General features: G+C 40.9%; 27 protein-coding genes. 24 read left to right on the top strand and 3 right to left on the bottom strand.

Translation table 11 applies throughout. The features are described from left to right. Nucleotides 1-59: 59 nt before the first annotated feature. The gene (locus OM33_RS19620) at nt 60-1,937 is read right to left on the bottom strand and encodes an AMP-binding protein (RefSeq protein WP_040136110.1); all 1,878 of its coding nucleotides are present in this window, start codon (nt 1,935-1,937) and stop codon (nt 60-62) included. Nucleotides 1,938-2,317: 380 nt separating this feature from the next. Between OM33_RS19620 and OM33_RS19615 the strand changes: the two genes are divergently transcribed. The 24 genes from OM33_RS19615 to OM33_RS19500 all read left to right on the top strand — a co-directional run bounded on the left by OM33_RS19615 (nt 2,318) and on the right by OM33_RS19500 (nt 20,896). Further along, nucleotides 2,318-3,049, top strand: coding sequence for a beta-ketoacyl synthase chain length factor (locus OM33_RS19615; protein ID WP_052141197.1), 732 nt, complete (start codon nt 2,318-2,320; stop codon nt 3,047-3,049). Further along, nucleotides 3,043-3,816, top strand: coding sequence for a lysophospholipid acyltransferase family protein (locus OM33_RS19610; protein ID WP_040136108.1), 774 nt, complete (start codon nt 3,043-3,045; stop codon nt 3,814-3,816). The genes OM33_RS19615 and OM33_RS19610 overlap by 7 nt, the downstream gene beginning before the upstream one ends. Beyond that, nucleotides 3,809-4,063, top strand: coding sequence for a phosphopantetheine-binding protein (locus tag OM33_RS19605; protein WP_040136106.1), 255 nt, complete (start codon nt 3,809-3,811; stop codon nt 4,061-4,063). The genes OM33_RS19610 and OM33_RS19605 overlap by 8 nt, the downstream gene beginning before the upstream one ends. 13 nt (nt 4,064-4,076) lie before the next feature. After that, nucleotides 4,077-4,325, top strand: a complete 249-nt coding sequence (locus tag OM33_RS19600; protein WP_040136103.1) for an acyl carrier protein — start codon at nt 4,077-4,079, stop codon at nt 4,323-4,325. 4 nt (nt 4,326-4,329) lie between these two features. Continuing rightward, nucleotides 4,330-4,929 carry a COG4648 family protein gene (locus OM33_RS19595; protein ID WP_040136101.1) on the top strand — a complete coding sequence of 200 codons (600 nt, stop codon included), beginning with the start codon at nt 4,330-4,332 and terminating at the stop codon, nt 4,927-4,929. 5 nt (nt 4,930-4,934) lie between these two features. Beyond that, the gene (locus OM33_RS19590; protein WP_052141196.1) at nt 4,935-6,257 is read left to right on the top strand and encodes an AMP-binding protein; all 1,323 of its coding nucleotides are present in this window, start codon (nt 4,935-4,937) and stop codon (nt 6,255-6,257) included. Further along, complete coding sequence (locus OM33_RS19585) at nt 6,250-6,606, top strand: ApeI family dehydratase (protein ID WP_040136099.1); 357 nt, start codon at nt 6,250-6,252, stop codon at nt 6,604-6,606. Before OM33_RS19590 ends, OM33_RS19585 begins: the two co-directional genes overlap by 8 nt. A 5-nt stretch (nt 6,607-6,611) precedes the next feature. Beyond that, nucleotides 6,612-7,346, top strand: coding sequence for a glycosyltransferase family 2 protein (locus tag OM33_RS19580; RefSeq protein ID WP_040136097.1), 735 nt, complete (start codon nt 6,612-6,614; stop codon nt 7,344-7,346). A gap of 40 nt (nt 7,347-7,386) precedes the next feature. After that, entirely contained in the window at nt 7,387-8,274 is an 888-nt protein-coding gene (locus tag OM33_RS19575) for an LpxL/LpxP family acyltransferase (RefSeq protein WP_052141279.1), read from the top strand. Nucleotides 8,275-8,287: 13 nt separating this feature from the next. Further along, complete coding sequence (locus OM33_RS19570) at nt 8,288-9,841, top strand: HAL/PAL/TAL family ammonia-lyase (protein WP_040136093.1); 1,554 nt, start codon at nt 8,288-8,290, stop codon at nt 9,839-9,841. Then, nucleotides 9,834-10,265 carry an acyl-CoA thioesterase gene (locus OM33_RS19565; protein WP_040136091.1) on the top strand — a complete coding sequence of 144 codons (432 nt, stop codon included), beginning with the start codon at nt 9,834-9,836 and terminating at the stop codon, nt 10,263-10,265. Before OM33_RS19570 ends, OM33_RS19565 begins: the two co-directional genes overlap by 8 nt. Then, complete coding sequence (locus OM33_RS19560) at nt 10,258-10,797, top strand: outer membrane lipoprotein carrier protein LolA (RefSeq protein WP_040136090.1); 540 nt, start codon at nt 10,258-10,260, stop codon at nt 10,795-10,797. Before OM33_RS19565 ends, OM33_RS19560 begins: the two co-directional genes overlap by 8 nt. After that, nucleotides 10,781-13,042: an MMPL family transporter gene (locus OM33_RS19555; RefSeq protein ID WP_040136088.1), complete on the top strand. Its 2,262-nt coding sequence runs from the start codon at nt 10,781-10,783 to the stop codon at nt 13,040-13,042. Before OM33_RS19560 ends, OM33_RS19555 begins: the two co-directional genes overlap by 17 nt. Further along, nucleotides 13,039-14,286 (top strand): NAD(P)/FAD-dependent oxidoreductase, encoded by a 1,248-nt coding sequence (locus OM33_RS19550; RefSeq protein ID WP_040136086.1) that lies wholly within the window; start codon nt 13,039-13,041, stop codon nt 14,284-14,286. The genes OM33_RS19555 and OM33_RS19550 overlap by 4 nt, the downstream gene beginning before the upstream one ends. Continuing rightward, nucleotides 14,268-14,813, top strand: a complete 546-nt coding sequence (locus OM33_RS19545) for a DUF3261 domain-containing protein (RefSeq protein ID WP_040136083.1) — start codon at nt 14,268-14,270, stop codon at nt 14,811-14,813. The genes OM33_RS19550 and OM33_RS19545 overlap by 19 nt, the downstream gene beginning before the upstream one ends. A gap of 2 nt (nt 14,814-14,815) precedes the next feature. Then, nucleotides 14,816-16,003, top strand: coding sequence for a beta-ketoacyl-ACP synthase (locus OM33_RS19540; protein WP_040136081.1), 1,188 nt, complete (start codon nt 14,816-14,818; stop codon nt 16,001-16,003). A 6-nt stretch (nt 16,004-16,009) separates the two neighbouring features. Beyond that, nucleotides 16,010-16,465, top strand: coding sequence for an ApeP family dehydratase (locus tag OM33_RS19535; RefSeq protein WP_040136079.1), 456 nt, complete (start codon nt 16,010-16,012; stop codon nt 16,463-16,465). Beyond that, a complete protein-coding gene (fabG, locus tag OM33_RS19530) occupies nt 16,462-17,187 on the top strand; it encodes a 3-oxoacyl-ACP reductase FabG (protein ID WP_040136077.1) in 726 nt (241 codons plus the stop codon). The genes OM33_RS19535 and fabG overlap by 4 nt, the downstream gene beginning before the upstream one ends. Further along, entirely contained in the window at nt 17,187-18,410 is a 1,224-nt protein-coding gene (locus OM33_RS19525; RefSeq protein WP_040136075.1) for a beta-ketoacyl-ACP synthase, read from the top strand. Before fabG ends, OM33_RS19525 begins: the two co-directional genes overlap by 1 nt. 2 nt (nt 18,411-18,412) lie before the next feature. Further along, nucleotides 18,413-19,213 carry a MipA/OmpV family protein gene (locus OM33_RS19520; protein WP_040136074.1) on the top strand — a complete coding sequence of 267 codons (801 nt, stop codon included), beginning with the start codon at nt 18,413-18,415 and terminating at the stop codon, nt 19,211-19,213. 12 nt (nt 19,214-19,225) lie between these two features. Next, nucleotides 19,226-19,654, top strand: a complete 429-nt coding sequence (locus tag OM33_RS19515; RefSeq protein WP_040136072.1) for a hypothetical protein — start codon at nt 19,226-19,228, stop codon at nt 19,652-19,654. Between the two features lie 93 nt (nt 19,655-19,747). Next, the gene (locus tag OM33_RS19510; protein ID WP_040136070.1) at nt 19,748-19,963 is read left to right on the top strand and encodes a VF530 family protein; all 216 of its coding nucleotides are present in this window, start codon (nt 19,748-19,750) and stop codon (nt 19,961-19,963) included. A gap of 67 nt (nt 19,964-20,030) precedes the next feature. Beyond that, entirely contained in the window at nt 20,031-20,291 is a 261-nt protein-coding gene (locus OM33_RS19505) for a DUF3081 family protein (RefSeq protein WP_040136068.1), read from the top strand. Nucleotides 20,292-20,368: 77 nt separating this feature from the next. After that, entirely contained in the window at nt 20,369-20,896 is a 528-nt protein-coding gene (locus OM33_RS19500; RefSeq protein WP_040136067.1) for a hypothetical protein, read from the top strand. Nucleotides 20,897-20,961: 65 nt separating this feature from the next. Here the strand turns inward: OM33_RS19500 and OM33_RS19495 are convergent, their stop codons facing one another. Both OM33_RS19495 and OM33_RS19490 read right to left on the bottom strand, forming a co-directional pair. Next, on the bottom strand, nt 20,962-21,660 hold the full coding sequence (locus OM33_RS19495; RefSeq protein ID WP_040136065.1) for a TorF family putative porin: 699 nt from the start codon (nt 21,658-21,660) through the stop codon (nt 20,962-20,964). A gap of 4 nt (nt 21,661-21,664) precedes the next feature. Then, nucleotides 21,665-22,882, bottom strand: a complete 1,218-nt coding sequence (locus OM33_RS19490) for a choline transporter (RefSeq protein WP_040136063.1) — start codon at nt 22,880-22,882, stop codon at nt 21,665-21,667. Nucleotides 22,883-22,995: the final 113 nt, after the last annotated feature.

Below are 22,995 nucleotides of genomic sequence, written 5' to 3'. Positions count from 1 at the left end.
TGAATTTTAGATTAGAAAAAGCTGTATATGTGTAAGGTTACACATATACAGCGTTGCTTCTATGGCAATAAGCTTTGAATTTCATTGAAAATGCTGGGATCATCAATCGTCGAAGGAATACTCAGCGTTTCACCATCCACCAATTGTCGAAGGTTCTTACGTAGAATTTTACCTGAGCGTGTTTTTGGTAAACGCTCAACACAGACGATATTTTTAAGACATGCAATCGCGCCAATTTTTCCTCGAATCGTATTGATGAGTTGGTGCTCAATATCGCTTTGTGCTATTTCTTGCCCATCTTTTAGCACAATCATCGCCATTGGAATTTGTCCTTTTAGCTGATCGTTAACACCAAATACCGCACATTCAGCCACCGCAGGGTGCGCTGCAACAATTTCTTCCATTTCCCCTGTTGAGAGACGGTGTCCGGCGACATTGATTACGTCATCGGTGCGGCCCATGATAAATAAGTTGCCATCATCGTCGAGATAACCACCGTCACCAGTTAAATAGTACCCATCATATTGACTTAAATAACCTGACGCATATCGTTCGTCATTTTGCCAAATACTCGGTAAACAGCCCGGTGGTAAGGGTAACTTTATGACCACAGCACCACTTTCATTCGCTTCACATTGGTTACCGTCCATATCCAAAATTTGCACATCAAAGCCTGGAGTTGCGACCCCAGCACTGCCCACTTTTGTTGGTAATTGTTCGATGCCTATTGGATTACAGGCAATCGCCCAGCCAGTTTCCGTTTGCCACCAATGATCTAGTACGGGTAGATGGGTTTTATCGCACAACCAATGGTAAGTTGGTGGATCCAGACGTTCACCGGCTAAGAATAGGCGTTTTAGACTACGTGTATCATACTGCTTAAAGCCCATGGCTTCAGGATCTTCTTTTTTAATCGCACGAAATGCCGTTGGCGCGGTGAATAACGCATTGACTTTGTATTGCTCAACAACGCGCCAGAATGCACTCGCATCGGGCGTGCGGATTGGTTTTCCTTCATACAAAACAGTAGCGCAGCGATAAATAAGTGGTGCATAAACGATATAAGAATGACCAACAACCCAACCAATGTCTGATGCAGCCAAAAAAACATCTCCTGGCTTCATACCATAAACAGTTTCCATACTATAGTGCATGGCAACAGCGTGACCGCCATTTTCGCGTACTACGCCTTTGGGTGTGCCTGTGGTACCTGAGGTGTAAAGTATGTACAAAGGGTCTTCTGCTTTTACTGGAGTAGGTGCAACAGGCGTTGCTTCTTTTTCAATAAGATGCCAATCAAGATCGCGTGGCGAGTTCATTGTTGCAAGCGATTGCTCTCTTTGTAAGATTATACTGTTTTGTACTTTATGAGATGCTAACTCAATGGCCTCATCAAGCATCGGCTTGTAGGGAATGACACGTTCTATTTCAATGCCACATGATGCACTCAAAATTACTTTTGGCTTTGCATCATCGATTCTGACGGCTAATTCATGAGCTGCAAAACCACCAAAAACCACAGAGTGAATTGCGCCGAGCCTAGCACAGGCGAGCATACCCACGACTGCTTCAGGGATCATTGGCATATAAATGACAACACGATCACCTTTCTCGATACCCAAATCTGCAAGTACACCAGCAAAGCGTGCAACTTTTTCATGAAGCTCTAAATAGGAAAAAGTTTGGCTAGTATGAGTAACAGGTGAATCGTATATCAGTGCTGTTTCGTTTGCGAAACCGTTCTCAATGTGCTGATCGAGCGCAAGATAGCAGGTATTGAGTTCGCCACCGGCAAACCAATGATAGCGACCATTGTTGTCTTGCTGATATGCGTTACTAGGCGATTTAAACCAAGGAATGCGTTTGCTCTGATTTAACCAGAATGCCTGCGGATCCTGCTTAAATGCGTCATAAGATGCGTGATAATTGCCCGTCATTTCAGGCTCCTAACTGTTTTTGTGAGAGACCTTACTAAAGGTAGGTTAATTTTTGTTTGAGCAAAATTCGACCTTGGTCTGCCCTATTTTTGTGATAATGCTGTGAATACCAACCTTGTGTATGTAAATACGTCTGGGTCACTAGCTCATGCAAGTAGCTGTCTCTACAGGTATATTTTTGAATAAGTGGACAAAATGTAAGACTCGACCCACTTGGATTCATGCCAAAAAATGCTTTAACGTGCGGTTAAAAGCGCTAAATTGAATTAAAAGTATGCGGATATTGGTGCAAATTACAGTTTCTTACGTTTTTGCATTGCTTCTTTTACACAGTTTTTTTATAGTTTCGCCTCATTTTCACATAACATGGACGCACGCTCATGAAAATGGTGCTCTCTCATTTCAATTATTGGTGTAAAGCTAAGGATGATGCACAGCTAACCGATTCTAAAATTGAAATGTTAGACTCTGCTAGCAAAAGTCCACAGTTAGACTGGGTGCCTGCCATGCAGCGCCGCCGTTTAAGCCATTATGCAAAAATGGCATTATTTGTTGCTGCTAATAGTGCAAAGGCATATGACGGAAAATCTCTGCCAGTTGTCTATGCTTCTCAACATGGCGACTTTCATCGTACTTCCAGTATTTTAAAAGATTTGGCTGAAGGAGAAGTGGTTAGTCCAACGTCTTTTGGCTTGTCGGTTCATAATGCCGTGGTGGGTCTCTATTCGATTCTTACTAAAAATCAACAACCGATGAACAGCATTGCGGCGGGTGAAAATACCTTGTTAATGGCCTTGATTGAAGCGTATGTGCAACTCAATAAGGCCGACACAGAGCAGGTGCTGGTTGTATATTGCGATCAACCACTTACTAAAGAATATGCCCAATTTGATCATCAAGACAGTGTTGATCTGGCGTGTGCTTTTATTGTGTCTAAAAATGCTGAAACGGGGATTTCTCTGAATTTATCATGCTCATCGGATAGTAATAAAACACCGCTACAAGCAAAACAATTTGTTGAGTTCCTTGCGACCAAAGACGCCGGTGATAGTGTAGTACTTGGCGCGCAAACTAGTTGGCAAATAACAATAGACGGAGTTAAACATTGTTAACAAAGCTAGGACGGTTTTGGCGTATATTAGCAACAGGATTTTGCTTTTCGGTATTTGGATTGGGCGGCTTGCTTGTTCCCTTATTTGTCTTGCCAATTCAATTTTTACTTTATCGCGATAAACAAAAACGCAGGAAAGCAGCACGCTTTACCGTACATTTATTGTTTAAATTTTTTGTTGGCTTAATGGGCATGCTAGGCATATTTAAGTTCACCATTGCTGATAAAAAACAATTTGCAAATTTACATGGCAAACTGGTGCTGGCAAACCACCCAACTTTAATTGACGTTGTGGTGTTAATATCCCTTATTCCAAACGCTGATTGTGTTGTAAAAGCCCATTTATTTAGTAACCCATTTATGCGAGGTGTGATAAAATCCACCGGTTATATCAGTAATGATTGTCCTGATGGGTTATTAACTGATTGCGCAGCGTCACTTGCCAGTGGCAATAACGTAATCGTATTCCCTGAGGGGACACGCACAACACCGGGACAAGCACTCAAATTTAAACGCGGTGCTGCAAACATTGCATTGCGATGTCGCGCTGAGATTGTGTCAGTATTAATTCATGTATCACCTTCAACGTTAACAAAATCTGAAATGTGGTATGAAGTTGCGCCGACACAAGCGAAATTTGATCTAGCAATGACCAGACAACAACTGCAACTTCCGGTCGTTGATACGGCAAAGTTGACGCAACAAGCGCGTAGCTTTACTCGCGAAATGCAGGCATTTTTTCAAGGAGAATTGGATACTTATGAGTGATTTAAAAATAAGAATCAAAAAACTCATTATTGAATCATTAGATTTAGAAGACATTACAATCGATGATATTGAAGACAGTGAACCCCTTTTTATCGATGGGTTAGGTTTAGATAGCATTGATGCGCTAGAACTGGGTCTGGCGATTAAAAAAGAGTTTGATATTAAAATCGATGCAAACTCAGAAGAAACAAAACAGCATTTTGCGTCAGTTGATGCATTAGCTGCCTTTATTGAACAAAACGCATAACAGCGGGTAGGTTATGAAAACACAACAAGAAATCTTCGCAGTTTTAACTGATATCTTGGTGGAAGAATTTGAAATTGATCAGGATGATGTTGCTTTAGAAGCAAACCTATATCAAGACCTTGATCTAGATAGCATTGATGCGGTTGATTTAGTAGTAAAATTACGCGAAATCACGGGTAAGAAAATCGATCCAGAAGCGTTTAAACAAGTACGCACAGTAGAAGATGTGGTAAACGAAGTTAGCAAACTCGTTACCGAATAGTAGCATGACAAAAGCAATACTGAATACTCTGTTCATCGGCTTATTGCTAGCATACCCAGTACTTATTTATTTTGGGTTGCAGCATTTTAGTTTGACCAGTATTGCGCCTTTGCTGTTAGTTGCAATTATTGGCCGTTACTTATTTAGTAAGTCGGCCAGTAAGACAATGCCGTGGTTATTGCCTGCAACAATACTTGGAACTGGGTGTGTGTTACTTGCTTGGTTTTTGAATAACAGCAAAATTACTCTGTTTTATCCTGTATTAATTTCTACAACCATGCTGATGACCTTTGCCTATTCACTTTTTAAAGGGCCAAGTGTGATTGAAAGTTTTGCTTTGTTAGAAGAAAAACGTAAAGCAAAAGACAATGAGCAGGTGACATTACCCCTTCATGTAGTCAATTACACCCGTAATGTGACAAAAGTATGGTGTGCTTTTTTTAGTATTAACATCGTTATTTCGATGTACACTATTTTAAGCGACGATTTAGCGCTTTGGACACTTTATAACGGCCTAATCGCATATATTTTTATGGGGTTACTTATGACGGGTGAATTAATTGTTCGTCACTTTGCTAAAAAGCGCCACGGACTGCAGTCTTAATTTTTATGCCAAGCACTCATTCACTTTCCGAACAACAGCAATTCCTATCATCTCGAGTAAAGACACTTTGTGTTGCACTTAAGCAGCATAAAAGGACTTTTGGTGGCAAAACCTTAGTGCTTTACCATACATCGAGTGAGGTATTCTTAATTCGCTTGTTGGCTGCGGCTCATGCTGGATTTGATATTATTTTTCCTGCGAATGGACAAACTGAGAATATAGAAACAGCAAGCCTCAATGCTGATTATGTTTTTGTTGATAGTTATAAAGGGGCAAAGCAGCTTAATGCCGAGATGTTAGCTGCTGTTGATACAAACCTTGATGCCGATCATTGTATCAGCGCATTAACATTACCACAGTCAGGCAAGCTAACATTTTATACATCAGGCTCAACAGGTTACGGTAAACCAATTGAAAAAAACTGGCGCCATATCAATGCGGAAGTAGCTAACCTTGATCACACGTTTTGCTTTGAACAGCCATGCCAAATTGTAGCAACAGTTTCGCATCAGCATATCTATGGTTTGTTGTTTAAATTGTTGTGGCCCTTGTTTTCTGGTCACACAATTGAATTTACGTTTGTCGAATTTCCGGAGCAATTACAATCACTTGTTTTAGAAAAGAACGCTGTGATCATTTCTAGCCCAGCGTTTATTGACCGTCTGATTCGCGACAATGTCTTGATGGAATGTAAAGACAAGATTATTGGCTTGTTTTCATCGGGTGGCCCGTTGTCTGATATCAGTGCAATAAGACTTTTTGAACAATTAGGCATTGCTGCAACACAAATTTACGGCAGTACCGAAACCGGTGGGATTGCTTATCGACAGGTAACGCAATCGGCAAAGACTGCTTGGCAGTGTTTTGATGGCATCACAGTGACAACACAAGAACAGCAACTTGCTGTTTGTTCACCTTATTTTGATGAGGACGTGTTTATTACCCAAGACATGGTTGAACTGCTGGAAAATGGTCAATTTATGTTGTTGGGGCGCCTAGACCGAACGATTAAGCTGGAAGAAAAACGCGTCAATCTTGATGCATTAGAACGCACATTGTGCGCCGATAAAACCATCCAGGCTTGCAAAGTAATTGTGCTCACTAAAGGTAAACGTCAGCAATTAGGTTTAGTGGCGTCATTAACCGACTATGGCTTTAGTGAATTGAATAAACACGGTAAACTAGCACTTAATAAACATTTGAAACGCCTGTTGTCGGGTCGTTTTGAAGCGATATGTATGCCAAGGAAATTCCGCTACTTAGCGTCTTTACCCGTAAACAGTCAAGGCAAATTAGTTTTTGCTGAATTGGAGAAGTTGTTTGACTAAGCTGAAAGAGTCATTGCCTGAAGTAAGAGCAATTGACAAGCAAGAGAATAGTGTAAAATTGACCTTGTGGGTTGATGGTGCGCTTGATTACTTTGAGGGCCATTTCCCTGAAGCGCCAATTTTAGCTGGAGTAGTGCAATTAGATTGGGCGGTTAAGTTTGCGCATCAGCATTTTTCATTAAGCTCCCAACATGTCGAAAATGTAGAAGTATTAAAATTTCAGGTGGTCATTTTAGCCAATTCTTTAATAGAACTAACGCTCACGAAAAAAGCCGATAACAAATTCACCTTTAGTTTCCACTCAGATCATGGTCAGCATTCATCAGGCCGTATTGTCTTGCCAAGTTAATTGTTATGCGCGCCTGTATTGTTATTCCAAACTACAACCATGTAGCTGTTATTGAAGCGGTTTTAACCGAGTTGAGTGCGCTATCGCTGCCAATTATTATGGTAAATGATGGTTCCTCCGGCGAGGCATCAGAAGTAATGCGTTACTGTGCGGCGAAATTTGAATCTCTTACCTTGATTGAGCATCAACATAATCAAGGTAAAGGCGGCGCGGTACAAACAGGTTTACTTACAGCCGATAAACTCGGCTTTACCCATGCTATACAAGTAGACGCGGATGGCCAACACGATTTAAATGATATCAAAACCTTGATTAAGCTAGGTAAAACACATCCTAATAGTTTGATAAGCGGCCGTCCTGTATACGATGAATCCGTGCCTAAAGTTCGTTTATACAGTCGGTACATTACGCACTTTTGGGTTTGGATAGAAACACTTTCGTTCAGCGTGAAAGATTCGATGTGCGGTTTTCGCTGCTACCCGGTGGCAATAACTGCGAAACTGTTACGTGAAAAACGTTTGGGTAAGCGCATGGATTTCGATATTGAAATTATGGTGCGACTGTATTGGCGAGGTGTCAAAAGTATATTTATGCCTACCAAAGTCATTTATCCTGAAGGGGGAAGTTCGCACTTTCGAGCCCTTGAAGACAATGTATTGATCAGTTGGATGCATACGCGCTTATTCTTCGGCATGTTGCCGCGCATACCAAAACTTCTGTGGAGAAAGTTCAGTGGCTAAACACTGGTCAACAATACAAGAGCGCGGCACCTTGCTTGGTATGCGTGTGTTGCTTGGATTTTACCGAATAGTAGGGCGCAGAGTACTCTGGCTGATGTTGTTTCCAGTGGTTTTTTACTTCTATTGCACGGGAAAAGCACAACGTAATGCCAGTATCCGCTTTCTAAAGCAAGTTGAAAAGTTCAAACAACAACCAGTTCGTGCCGGGTTTTGGCAGGGGTTAGCGCACTTTTGCAAATTTGCAGACTCCGCTTTTGATAAAATTGATGCGTGGCTTGGACGTATTCCCATTGATGCGATCGAATATCAAAACCAGCAAGAATTTGCCAAATTGCAGCAAAACAAACAAGGTGCCATTTTTATTGGTTCCCATTTAGGTAACCTTGAAGTGTGCCGAGCCCTGAGCCAGGGTCGCTATGCCGTCACAATTAATGTCTTGGTATTTACACATCATGCGGTTGAGTTTAATAAAGTGCTACAACAAATTAATGCTGATGCCCAAGTTAACTTAATCCAAGTTAGTGATATGAGCCCTACCTTGGCTATTTTGTTAAAACAAAAAATCGAACAAGGGGAAGTGATTGTTATTGTAGGCGATCGCACTAGCTCGTCGGTTGCGGGCAGGGTAAACTATTGTCAATTCTTAGGAAAACCAGCACCGTTTTCACAGGGACCGTTTATTTTAGCCAGTTTGCTTGAGTGCCCAGTGTATTATTTATTTTGTTTAAAAACGGAAAATCGCTATCAGGTAATCTTTGAAAAAGTTTCAGATAAGTTGAAATTTAACCGCAAAACCAGACAGCAGGATCTCCAAACAACCATTCAACATTTTTCTGATAGGTTGGGGTATTTTGCCTGTCAGTACCCTTACCAATGGTTTAATTTTTATGATTTTTGGACTGACGACCACCACGTCAGTCGCGATTAACTCGGAGTAAGAAGTGATTAATCAACAGCAAAAAAGGTCACTTGTGTTTGGCCAAGGACCGCTTTCAATAGAGGATATTGTTGCGATAGCAAAAGGACATTCTGATGCGACGCTGTCGAATGATACTGACTTTACTCAGCGCATTGACGCAGGTGTTGCTTTTTTAGATAAGCTGCTTGCAGAAGATGGTGTTATTTATGGTGTTACTACAGGTTATGGTGATTCAGTAACACGTGCAGTACCTCTGCCATTGGTTAATGAACTGCCACTTCACTTAACGCGCTTTCACGGATGTGGTTTAGGGGATGTTTTCTCAAAAGAACAAGGCCGTGCAATTCTTGCAACACGCTTAAACTCGCTTGCCCAAGGTTACTCAGGTGTTAGCTGGGACATGTTGTCGCTCTTAAAAGAATATTTAAATCATGATGTGGTACCTGTCATTCCGCAAGAAGGCTCAGTGGGAGCAAGTGGCGATTTAACCCCACTTTCATACGTTGCGGGTGCCTTAGTAGGTGAACGTGATGTGTATTTTAAAGGGGAAGTGGCAAATAGTGGTGAAGTGATGAAATCACTTAACTTATCGCCGCTTACGTTAAGGCCTAAAGAGGGCCTTGCAATTATGAATGGTACAGCTGTTATGACTGCGCTTGCATGTTTGGCGTTTAGTCGCGCAGAGTACCTTGTGAAACTTGCTACGCGCTTAACATCACTGAGCAGTTTAGGCTTGATGGGTAACTCTCATCATTTTGACGATATTTTATTCTCAGTAAAACCCCATGCTGGTCAGCAACAAGTTGCGGCATGGATCCGTGATGATTTGAATTATCACACTCATCCGCGTAATGCAGACCGCTTACAAGATCGATATTCAATCCGTTGTGCACCGCATATTATTGGTGTGTTGGCCGATACACTGCCTTGGTTAAGACAATTAATCGAAAATGAACTTAATTCAGCTAACGATAATCCCATAATCGATGGCATTGGTGAGCATGTTCTGCATGGTGGGCATTTTTATGGTGGGCATATCGCAATGGCGATGGATACCCTTAAAACGGCGGTTGCCAACTTGGCTGATTTAGCAGACCGTCAAATTGCATCACTAGTTGATAGTAAATTTAACAATGGGTTGCCCAGTAATTTGTCAAACGGTGATCCTCAGCGTCAATATATCAACCATGGATTTAAAGCCGTGCAAATTGGTGCATCAGCCTATACTGCAGAAGCATTAAAACTTACCATGCCTGCGAGTGTATTTTCACGCTCTACAGAATGTCATAATCAAGATAAAGTCAGTATGGGTACCATAGCAGCACGTGATGCACTGCGTGTTATCCAACTCACAGAGCAAGTACTTGCGAGTACACTGCTTGCAGCGATTCAAGCGTTGCGCATTCGTCAAGAACGTGATGAGCTAGCGCTCGATAGCTTGGCTCATGGTTTATTGGAAATGTATCACGATATCACAGGCTATTTTCCAAATCTTGATGAAGATCGCCCGCTAGAGCGCACCTTACGTGACACTGTTGATGCGATCCAACAGCAAAAGTGGAAATTATATGAATAATCGTAATGCGATTTTGACAAAACACGTTGAGATTGATGTGCCATTTCATGATTGCGATCCAATGCAGGTGGTGTGGCATGGCAATTATGCACGTTATTTTGAAGTTGCACGATGCGCACTGTTGCGTGAGTTTGATTACGATTATGATGAGATGGCTGAGTCGGGTTTTATGTGGCCGATCATTGATATGCGCTGTAAATACATAAAACCAGCGCGTTTTCGTCAAACAATAGTGGTGTCAGCCTATTTGAAAGAATATGAAAACCGCTTGAAAATTGATTATATCATCACGTGTAAAGACACCGGGGCAAAGTTGACGAAAGGTTATTCTATTCAAGTCGCGGTAAGCATTAGTGATGGTGAGATGCAGTATGTTAGTCCACCTGCACTTATCGAAAAACTAGCAAAGGTAATTAATGCGTAATCTATTACTTCTTCTTGTAAGTTTTATAACATTGCCGGTTCTGGCAGAAAATGCCATGGCAGATGCATTTGAAAGGCTTTCTTTGGTAAAACAATCGGAAGTATCAGGTGAATTTGAGCAGCACAAGAAAATTAAAATACTTAAAAATAAAATAGTCTCTAAAGGTGTGTTTAGTGCCAATGCAACTGGTTTTAAATGGCAACAAACTGTACCTGTTATATCGACCATAAGGATGGACAAAAGCGGCGTTCATAGCGAAGACCACCTTGGTAATATCAGTAAACTAAATAATGCAGATCGATATATACCACTACTTAAAGCGTTACTACTGCAAGACCCTGAATTACTGTCAGACTTTTTAATGGTTCAAAGTGGTGATGATAGTTGCATTGATTTAACAGCCAAAGCACCGTTAAACCAAGTGTTTAGCAGCGTTACTTTGTGCGGGAAGGGTACCGTTTCAGACATTATTTTGCGTGAAACCGCAGGGCATATCACTGAGATAAAATTAAGTTATGGTCCGACACGCTAATCACAATACACTTCGTTATAGCTATGCATTGGCATTTGTGTTAATTGCAGTGGCTTGTCTAGTAACTACTGGTTTGCGCCTAGCGCAAGGCTATACTGATTTTAGCAGTGATATTTTAGCGGTAGTGCCAAACCGTGCTGAAATTGATTCACCGATTCTACAAAATGCAAAAAACACGCTACAACAACGTTCTTCAGACCAGCTTGTTTTTAGTAGCGACAATAAATCTGCCATTGTGGCGCTTACAAATGTACTAAAAGCCAATCCATTATTATCGTATGTTGCGCCACCAGATATTGCATTGAGTGATGTTGTAAACTTTTATACAAATTATCCGGGAAGTTTGATGGCGAGTAACTACCCGAGCCACTTATCTCAACCAAATGGACTCTTAAATTATACCTTGGCTGAGCTGACCAAACCTGATAGCACATTAAGCGCAAACTCTCTTGAGAAGGATCCTACTTTAGCGCTAGCAAGTTTTCTTAACGGTGTTGCGAAAACGGGTGCATTGCAACAAGAAGATGGCATATATAAAACGACTTTAAATCCAGCTCCCTTTTTACAAAGCTTAGAGACTGACAAACAATCATCGTTTTATTTTGTACGTTTTGTGCAAAATCTAAATGCAGCGGACTTTTCGCAAAGTATCCAACTAACGCAAAGCATCAAAAGTGAAATTGAAAAGATAGAAACTGAATATAACAGCCCAATCTATTATTCAGGCTTTGCGTTTCATGGCAGTGAAAATGCAGAGCAAGCTGAGCATGAAATCTCTACCTTTGGTTTATTCAGTCTTGTTTCAGTGGCATTGTTGGTTGTTTTATTTTTTCGCAACTTAACTGTAATAGGCTTAATGTTTGCCACCATTTTTAATGCTTGTTTGTGGGGAATTACGGCACTTGTCATCACATTTGAGAGTGTTGAGTTGATTGGTTTGGTTTTTTCGATCACCTTAATAGGCGTAGCAATTGATTATTTATTTCATGTGCTTTGCGCTGATAAAGAGTCCATTACCAGTAGTTTAATACTTGGCTTCATGACAACCGCGGCAGGATATGCGCTTTATAGTTTTGCGCCAATGGTATTATTACAACAAGTCGCTGTGTTTATGATTTTTGGCTTATTAGGTGCACTTATCTTTGCGCTGTATTGTCAAAAATACCTTGTGTTAAACGTGACAATACCGCGTATTATTTGGCAAAATAGCCTTGTTTTCATTAATCGTTTCAAGCTTCAAATACTTGCCTCAGCGGTATTCGTTCTCAGCGTTGGCTTTGTTGTCAAACCGATTACTCATCAAGATGACGTTGCATTATTAAGTAGTTCAAGTGACGAACTACAACGTAATGAAGCGCTAAATCTAACATTATTTGGCCAAAGTAATAAGCATCACTTTTTAATAGTTGGCAGCTCAATACAAGATGCGTTAGAAAAACAAGAAGCCGTCATTGCTTGGCTAAAAGACACGGACGAAACAATTCAAGTAAACAGCTTAGCTAACTATCTGCCATCCCTAGCGCAACAGCAGGCGACTTATAAAACACTCACGAATAAAGTCACAGCAGGGCATTACACAGAAGTCAGTGACACATTAGGTATTAATGTTGGCCTTCGCGAATATTCACCTTTAACTGTCAGTGCATTTGAGCGCTCAGTGCTTTCGCCATTGTTGCAAGTGCATCAGATTACGCAAACTGATGATGCGAGCGTATTATGGTTTAGCACAGATTTATTATCGGAACAGACGCTTGCACAGTTACTCTCATCCCATTCACGTTTTTTAAACTTAATAGATAAACGCCAAGAAATTTCTGATGCATTAGGCCATTATCGAACGACAGTAATGGGACTGATGGTTTTGAGTGTGTTAGTTGCAATGATTGTGATGGCATTACGATTTGATTTGGCCACCGCATTGTTCACCGGTGTGATTATTTGCACGGTCACTGTGTGTGCTTTATTACTCTCAAGTTGGCTACAAACTTCGGTGAATTTATTTAATTACCTTGCGACAATTTTAATTCTAGCGCTCGCAATCGATTATTTGATTTTTTATCGCAGTAAGGGCTTATGTCAAAGTAACTTACAAGCAATCAGTTTATCATTGTGTTCATCATGTTTGGTGTTTGGCATTTTAATATTTAGTAAAACACCAGCCGTATTTAGTTTTGGTTTAACCTTAGTGATAGGGTTGATAAGTCTGTATGTTTTAGCTCCCTGTATTGTCAAGGAAAGGAAATGAAGGTTGAAAAAGTTGACGTAATTGTAATTGGCGCAGGTCCTTCCGGTGCCCTTGCAAGTAGTCTTTTAAATAAACAAGGAAAACAAGTTGTTGTACTTGAGCGTGATACGTTTCCACGTTTCTCAATCGGGGAAAGTTTATTGCCTCAGTGTATGGCTTATTTAGCCGAAGCAGGTTTAGCTGAGCGTTTAGATGAAAATGCCCATGCACTTGGTTTTCAATTTAAAAATGGCGCTGCATTTGAAAAATCAGGTGAGCATACCTTCTTTGACTTCACCGACAAATTTACCAGCGGACCAGGTACGACATATCAGGTAAAACGTGCTGATTTTGATAAGTTGCTTGCCGATGGTGCAGCCGAACAAGGCGTTACCATTCGCTACCAACATACAGTAATTGAAGTAGCAGAACATCCAGATTTTATGCGTTTAGTGGTGGTTGATGAGGCTGGTGAAACATACACTGTTGAGGCAAAATTCGTTTTAGATGCTAGCGGTTTTGGGCGCGTGTTACCGCGATTACTCGATTTAGAAAAACCGTCAAAATTTCCTGTACGCAGCTCTTATTTTACGCATGTTGAAGACAATATTGACGATCAACACTTTGATCGCGACAAGATTTTAATCACCGTACATCCAGATTATTCAGATATATGGTATTGGTTGATCCCATTTTCTGATGGCACCGCAAGTGTGGGAGTGGTCATTGAGCCAAATAAGGTAATAAGCCCTGAACGAGAGCATGAGGCCATTTTATTTGATTACATTAATCAAGTTCCTAATCTGTCACGTTTGCTTAAAAATGCTAAAACCATTGCTCCGGTAAGACAAATTAAAGGTTATTCCGCTGATGTTACGCGCTTACATGGTGAACGTTTTGCACTTTTGGGTAATGCGGGCGAGTTTTTAGATCCGGTATTTTCAAGTGGCGTTACGATTGCCCTTCGGTCTGCTACGTTAATTGCGCCTGTTCTTAACGATTTATTAGACGGCAAAACCGTTGACCTTGAAAATGATTATGCAAAACCACTTAAGCAAGGAGTTGATTGTTTTAAAACATTTGTAACTGCTTGGTATGATGGCCGCTTTCAAGATGTTATTTTCCACAAAGATCAGGATGCACAGATCAGAAAAATGGTTAGCTCGATTTTAGCGGGCTATGCATGGGATACTAGCAACCCATATGTTGCGCAAAGTGAGCGCCGTTTAGACGTGTTAGCGAAGTTATGCAAAGCGTATCAATAAGTTTAATGGCCATTTGTATGGCCCTTGTTGTTGGTTGTAGCAGTGTACACTCACCTCAGCGTGTTTTACTCGATGAGTCTGTAAGCTACCAATTACAAGCTGTGCCGAGTAATTGGCCAATTCAATCACCCTTGCAGCTAATTACCATAACACGTGAAAATAAGCAGCAATCCTTATTATTGCAAAGTGAATTACAGGGTGAACAGTTAAATATTGCTGCGCTAACAGTGCAAGGCATGAGTGTTTTTTCGATGTCGCTATTTAAAGACGGCAGTTATACCCTCGAGAAGCATATTCCAGGCTTAAACCTATACCCAAGTCATATGTTGGCCGATATGCAACTTGCCAGTTGGCCCATTAAATCCATTAAAAACGGTTTAGAGGGAGCTGTTTTAAGGGATGAAGAGACTAGGCGCGTTGTCGCTGATGAAAAGGGCCATCTGATGGTAATTTCATTTGCAGATAATAAAACCACCCTTACACATTTGCGTCGTCACTACACAATTACTATTGAAGAGATTAATTAATCATGGCTGTAGCATTAAACGATTTAGGGCTGATCTGTAGCCTAGGAAATAGTAAACAGAGTGTGATGACAGCATTAGGTGATGAGCATCTGTCACAGCAAGAGGTGATGTCACAATTTGCTAAAGCAGGGAATGATGGCACAGTTTTTTTTGTAGGTGCTGTTAATGCTGAATTACCAGAAATTTCAGAGAAATACTTTAATACACGCAATAATCAATTATTGTTATCAGCCTATCAACAAATAGCATCGACATTTCAGCAATTGGCTAAATCTATTGCCAATGAACGTATTGCCATTGTCCTAGGTACGAGTACAAGCGCCATCAGTGAAGGTGAACGTGCTTACAAAACATTTTCACAAACAGGACAATACCCTGCGCAGTTTGAATACAGTCAGCAAGAATTACATGCCCCCAGTGAATACTTAGCGCACTTAACGGGTGCGAAAGGACCGTGTTATACCATTTCTACCGCGTGTAGCTCAAGTGGTAAGGCATTTGTTAGTGCGAAAGGCCTTATAGAGAGTGGAATTGCTGACATTGTCTTGTGTGGTGGTGTAGATAGTTTGTGCGAAATGACACTGAATGGTTTTAAGGCGCTTGAATCAACAGCTGCTGATTACTGCAAGCCATTTCATGCCAGCCGCGATGGGATCAATATTGGTGAAGCGGCAGCGCTTTTTGTTATGACAAAAGAAAGCATAAAAGGGCATTCAGCTGTAAAGCTGCTAGGAGCAGGTGAAAGCTCCGATGCGTATCATGTCTCTGCGCCAGAGCCAACAGGTCGTGGTGCAATAGCAAGTATGTCAATGGCACTTAGTGATGCAGGCCTAGAGGCAAAGGACATTGATTACATCAATGCACATGGCACAGGTACGGTGAAGAATGATGAAATGGAAGCAAAAGCAATTCATACACTTGGCTTTGATTGTGAAGTGAGCTCCACTAAAGGAATCACTGGGCATACGCTTGGTGCTGCCGGCGCACTTGAAGCTGCCATTTGTTGGTTATTACTCAGTGAGTTAAACCACAAACATAGTGTGCCTGAGAATTACCCGATTGCCGAATTAGATGAAAAACTTGCACCAATTAAACTCACAGCTAAGCAAACTTCTGGTAAAATAGCGCGCTGTTTATCTAATTCGTTTGCGTTTGGTGGCAATAACGTATCGCTAATTTTTGGAAAATAGCACAACATGACACAGTATTCGATTGAGGCGGTATTACCTCATACCGACCCAATGATCTTATTATCGCGCTTGGTAAGTTATGACCAAGATTCGGCTATTTGTGAAGTCGATATTACGCCTGAATCTGCATTTTATAATGAGCAAACTCAAACAGTTGCAAGTTACATTGGCACTGAATATATGGCACAATCCATCGCAGCATACGCAGGTGCGCTGGCACTGGACGATAATTTGCCTGTCAAAATTGGCTTTCTAATTGGTTCTCGCAAATATAAAACGTATTCACCTGAATTTAAGTTAGGCCAGATCTTATCAGTATCGGTAAAAAAGCTATTTCAAGAAGACTCAGGCTTAAGTGTATTTGAATGTCGCATTTTTGAGGGTGAAACGGTGTTTGCTGAGGCAAAAATTAATGTCTTTCAGCCAGAAGACCCTGTGCAGTTTTTAAAGGAACAACAATGACAAAACGTGTTTTAGTTACTGGCTCAAGTCGTGGAATCGGTAAAGCCATTGCATTAAGGTTAGCCGAAGATGGCTTTGATATTACATTGCATTGTCGCAATGGGATAGATGCTGCACTTGAAGTAAAGGCACAAATAGAGGCACTTGGTCGCCATGTAACGGTTTGTCAATTTGATGTGTGTGATCGTGAAAAAGCAAAAAGTAGCTTGCTTGCCGATGTTGAACAACATGGTGCTTATTATGGCGTTGTATGTAACGCAGGCGTGACACGAGATACGGCGTTCCCTGCGATGACCGGCGAAGAATGGGATCAGGTAATTGAGACCGGTTTAGATGGATTTTACAATGTGGTGCAACCGTTAGTAATGCCGATGGTGCAAACACGTAAAGGCGGGCGTATCATCACTATGGCGTCAGTATCTGGTATTGCCGGTAATCGTGGACAAGTTAACTATAGCGCAGCAAAAGCAGGCCTTATTGGTGCTACCAAAGCACTTGCCCTAGAGTTAGCTAAACGCAAAATTACTGTAAATTGTGTAGCACCAGGGTTAGTGGCAACGGATATGGTAGATGATTTACCTGTTGATGAAATTCTTAAAATGGTGCCAATGCGCCGTATGGCAGAGCCAAAGGAAGTGGCAGGTACTGTGTCATTTTTAATGTCAGATGATGCGGCATACATTACTCGCCAAGTAATTTCAGTTAATGGTGGGTTAGTTTAGTGAAACGTGTTGTTGTTACCGGTATGTCGGCAATCACTGCGCTAGGTGATGATTGGCAAACATTCAAAGCGGCGCTTAAAACAGGTGTTAATGCAGTTGAGACAATGCCCGATTGGGAATTTATCAATGGTTTAAATACCAACCTTGCGGCGCCAGTTAAACACTTTGAAAAACCAAACCATTATTCACGAAAGAAAATTCGTTCAATGGGGCGTGTTTCGCTTATGGCAACGCGCACTACTGAACTTGCCCTAGAGCAAGCTGGTTTATTAGAGCACCCATCACTTACAAATGGTGATACGGGCATTGCTTTTGGTTCATCTATTGGTTCTACGGCACCGCTTATCCCGTTTGGTCGCATGATGGAAACGGGTGAAATGACAGGTGTGACAGCAACGAGTTATATCCAAATGATGGCGCATACTGCCCCGGTTAACGTCGGTGTGTTTTTTGGTTTAAAAGGCCGGGTGATTACCACCAGTTCAGCTTGTACTTCCGGCTCGCAAGGCATTGGCTACGCATTCGAAGCAATTAAATTTGGCCGCCAAAAATTAATGGTGGCGGGTGGTGCAGAAGAGCTTTGTGTCACTGAAGCAGCGGTGTTTGATACCTTGTATGCAACCAGCTGTAAAAACGATACGCCAAAGCAAACGCCGCGTCCATTTGACAAAGACAGAGATGGACTCGTTATAGGGGAAGGTGCGTGCACGTTCATTTTAGAAGAATTGGAACATGCTAAGGCGCGAGGTGCCAATATTATTGCTGAGATAGTCGGATTTGGCTGTAATTCAGATGGACAACATGTAACCCAACCGACCAGCGAAACCATGCAAGTGGCGATTGAACAAGCAATCACAGAAGCTGGTATTGATAAATCGAAAATTGGTTATGTAAATGCTCATGGCACATCCACTGACCGAGGTGATATAGCAGAGTCGCATGCAACATTTAACGCATTAGGTGAGGTGCCTATTAGTTCACTGAAAAGTTACCTTGGACATACGTTAGGTGCCTGTGGCGCAATTGAAGCGTGGGCCAGTATTCATATGATGTATGATAATTGGTTTAGCGGTACTGCTAACTTAGACAGTGTTGATCCAGACTGTGCTCCACTAGATTACCTTGATGTTAATGGCCGTGAAATTAGTACTGATTATATTATGAGTAATAACTTTGCCTTTGGTGGTATTAATACCTCTTTAATTTTTAAACGCTGGTCTTAATAATGTTCAAGCAATGGATTGCCTTACTTCTTTTCTTTCTGTCACCCATCAGTTTTGCAGATGAAGTGACTCTAGGTATTGGTGGTTTTTATTCTTCGATTCCGCATTATTTAGGTGCGCAGCAAAATGAAAACTACTTTGTACCGCTACCGTATATTCATATCAAAAAGCCCCATTACAAGGTTGAACGCAATGAGTTTGCTTCTTTTTTAAAAATTGCACCGAAACACTATTTAAGCCTGAGTGCTGGCGGGGCGATTGCGGTAGCAAGTAATGAAAATCGTGCACGTGAGGGCATGGATGATCTTGGCTGGGTAGGAGAAATAGGGCCAAGTTATGAATATTTTAGTTATGGTAACCCGCTTTCTGATGATTACTTTTATGTTTCCCCCTTCATTCGTAAAGCGTATGCCGTCGATAATTTCAATTTTGATGATATTGGTAGTGTTTACGGCGTCATTGTTGAAACGGGTAAACAGTTGTATCGCACAAAAAAGCATGATGTAAAATTAACTGCAAGAGTCAGTTCACGTTTTGGCTCTCATGCCTATAACAATTACTTTTATCAGGTAGCTGAGCAGTTTCAAACCTTAGAACGCCAACAATATGATGCAAAAGCAGGCTACCTTGCCTCAATTTTTAGTGTAGGCTTAACTTACGATAATAACTGGCTATGGGCTGGTGGATTCGTTCGTTATTACAATTATTCAAATAGCGCAAATCAACATAGCCCGCTGATGCGAGAACACGATAATGTCGCGTTCGGGTTAGGTTTTGCATGGAAGTTTTATTCATTTAAATAATAGGGAGAAAAAATGAAAAAATTAATACTTGGTATGACGTTGGTTTTAGCCTCATCAGCTTCAATCGCCCGTGATGATATTGGTCGTTATTCAGTTGAAGAGCTACTAAACACAGCGAAAGCTGAGCAGGCGCTTGATTCAAATATTAAACTATTTTTTGGCAAGCAGAAAGCGGGCGAAGTAAAGTCAACTTACGGCGAAGTGCAAACTAACAAAAAAACCAATGCGTTCAACAAAAGCGATAAAGAAGCATGTCAATGGGTAATGCTAAGTGCTTTAAAGGCATTACAAGATCGTGCTCGCCGAGAAGGTATGAATGCGGTAATGAACATCAGTTCATACTATAAAAAACGTGAGTTTGTCAGTGAAACTGAATTTGAATGTGGCGCAGGTTTTGTAATGGCCGGTGTGACATTAAAAGGTGATTTAGTTAAACTATAAATGTTTAACATAATTTGAAAAAGCCCAGGTTGGGCTTTTTTTATGTGCTGTTTATCTTTGTAGATAGAGCAATAACCCGATTAAGGCAACAAAATGCAAAACCAACCAAACAATCCGCTTCATGGCTTAACCTTAGAGAAAATTTTGACACAATTGGTTGAAGAGTATGGTTGGGATGGTCTTTACCGCGAGATTAAAATAAATTGCTTTGCCAATGAACCTTCCATTAAATCGTCGCTTAAATTTTTACGTCGCACTCAGTGGGCACGAGACAAAGTTGAAGCTCTTTATCTTGATACGTTCCGCTAACTGATCTAAACGCGTGCTTGCTCACTATAATTAAGTATCGATATGAGAAATCAGGGAATACTTAATTATGAAGAACGAGCTAGACGCCAAGCTATTATTAAAAGTGTTCGACCTTATCTATCAAAAAGGCGAAGACTTTGAAGACGGTAAACTCTATCAAGGAATTACCGCATTTTCTGACATCGACGGCTACACCATTTATTTGAAAGGAAATGGTGTATTACTGCGCTTCGGTTTTCATAATACCTATCACCTCGATTATGAACACAGCAAATTAAAAGATGTATTTATGAGCAAATTAGAGTCCCTTGTTAAAGAAGTGGACTAATAATGCGCTTACTTTTTTTGATGTATAAAGCTGTTTCGAACTCTGCTAAGAATTAACAAAATCAATTTGAGACTTTTATGAAAGCAATCCTTAACTTATTACTTATTTTTACCTTGTCTGGCTGTGCTACTCAGTATCCAAATCAAAATATCGAGGGACAGGCTTTTCCTAGTGTGACAGGCACTAGTTTAGAAAAACAAACAGTTAGCCTACCAGCGCATGTTAGTGGTAAGCCGAGCGTATACTTAATTGGCTATAAACAAGATTCGCAATTTGATATTGACCGTTGGTTGATTGGTCTTGATATGAAAGAAGTGAATGTGGTTGCTTTTGAATTGCCCACTATTGCAGGTATGTTTCCGCGTATGTTTAGTACCCAAATTGATGAAGGTATGCGCCGCGGCATTCCCAAAGAGTTATGGGGTGGGGTAATTACAATTTATGAGGATGGTGAGCGTATTCAGGCTTTTACCGGCAATGAAAAGCCAAATAATGCACGTGTTGTATTATTAAATCGCCAAGGCAAGGTGGCGTATTTTTATGATCGTGGTTTTAGTGTTGCTGCACTCAATGAGTTAATTACCCGTTTGGCAGAACTCGGTTAACCTAATTCAGGTAAAAAAGGCGCAACGTGCGCCTTTTTTTATTTTATGTCTTTAAGTATCGTTGGTTACAGCGAAAATGTTCTTGAAACAGAGAACACTAAGCGCTCATCTGCGGTGTCCCAATCAAGGTTGGTGTTTTCTGCCGCAAGTTCTAGGTTAAACCCTTTAAAGCTTGTTTGATAAGCCAGACGATAATGATGGTATGAAGAGTTATCGCCATCCCATAACCATTTATCGCCATCAAGCGAGTTTGACACATCAAAACTTGCGCGCAGCGTATGATTTGGCGCGATTTCATAAGAATGCGCTAGCATCGCAATGGTATGGCCTGCACCTGTGCCAAAGTAATCCCAGCTATACCAGAAATTAAACTCGGTATTACCAAGGGCAGATGAATAGCCAAATTTTGCGTAAGCTTCAGGGTAGTTTCCCTCATCTGAATAACTCGCGCCGTGGTAGGTGTAATACGCGATACCATAATCAAGGCTTAACGCATCGTTTAGGCTGATATAGTGACCAGCGTAAAAATCCCATTCAATGTTAGTGTCGTCACCAAAATCTACATTTGATGCCCAACTACCTGCATAAAAGCCATTCTCAAATGATTTGTCGAGACTAACCTGTAGCGCAGGGTCGTTCATGGTTTGACTAACACCGTTGAAGGTGTAGTCAGAGGCGCCTGTTACTGTTGTACTCCAATCGGCATGCGCCACGCTTGTCATTACTGCAACCGGGATTAATGATAATTTAATTATATTTTTCATATGATTAGCTTATTGTCTCTATTTTATTAAAATCAATTGCGTTTTCTTTTGGTGAACTATGAATAGTCTTAACTGTTTTGAACTTATTAACCAAAATAAAACCAAAACCAGCAAAGAAAATCGCAATAACAATGGCACCAACCCATTGGATTTGTAGAAAGTTCAGTTTAAATAATAGTGTTAAAAGTGAAAGTGCAATAATATTTAGTAGCAGATAATTGCGCTTACCTAAACGGGCGACGGTTAGGTTAAGGTTATCTGTGTATAAGCGGATCAATGAATCCAGTGAATTAATCACAAACACAATACCGACAAATACCATGGCAAAGTTCACCAGACCATCGGTTGCAATACCTGCATCGTGGTAGTGATACAGCACGGCAAACCACGCAGCAATTGGAATTGACGGGAAAATTAACATCGCTGCGAGTACTTGGTAGGTTTTAAGTCCACCAACAAAACGAGAGGTGAATTGACCTATCATAATGCTCCACGCAAACCACCAGAATAAATAGAATTCATGGTAATCGTTAAGCGGCAATACAAAATGGTGCATGTTGGTGAAATAGTCGCCAATTAATGCCAGGTTCTTTGTGTATGCACTTATTTCACTGTCGCCAAATATAAAAGCACCTGCCCACATAGCAACGATTAACGCGATAAAGACCCAGGTTGTTGTAATACTTAAAAAGCGTACATAACGAATACTGGTACTTGAATAAGTGGCAAAACAAATTGCAGCAAATACAATTAAGTAAAATGTTGGCACAATTGATTCACCATCACCCACCGCAGGTAGGTACCAAGGCAAGTTGCTCAGTAACAAAAAGGCAGTAAACGCACATGTGCCGATAATCACCACGTTGTTAACCAATTTTACCAGTGGAATCTCGAAAAATTTCACTTTGGGCTCAATTACACAGAAATAAAAACAGGTCAAAAAGTAGAAACCCCAAATCAAGAATCCCCAAAAACCAAACTCAATCGCAAGCGGGTTTGTGAAGCCATATTCTGGGCTTGCTTTTATGTCTGCATAACCGGCAAACTCGGTTAGCGGGAACATGATCAGGCCAACGTCGAGGCCAGATGTAAACAGAATTGCAATAAAGGTAAATGTTTTAACAGGAGTGACACCCACTACTTGCATATTGCCCCATTTATATAAAATAAAGGCGATTGAAAGTAAGGTGAACAAAATGCCAGCACTAAGCCATAAGGTCATTGTCACCCTCCCAGTATAAGTAAAAATAGTCCATAGTTTTCCTATTTATTGTTGTCATAGATAATTAATAGCGAGTTGCTATTTGTTGAAAATAACGATGAAAGTTGTGATGC

The sequence above is a fragment of the Pseudoalteromonas piratica genome (assembly GCF_000788395.1).
GTDB lineage: Bacteria > Pseudomonadota > Gammaproteobacteria > Enterobacterales > Alteromonadaceae > Pseudoalteromonas > Pseudoalteromonas piratica.
This window is presented reverse-complemented; position numbering and strand designations above follow the sequence as displayed.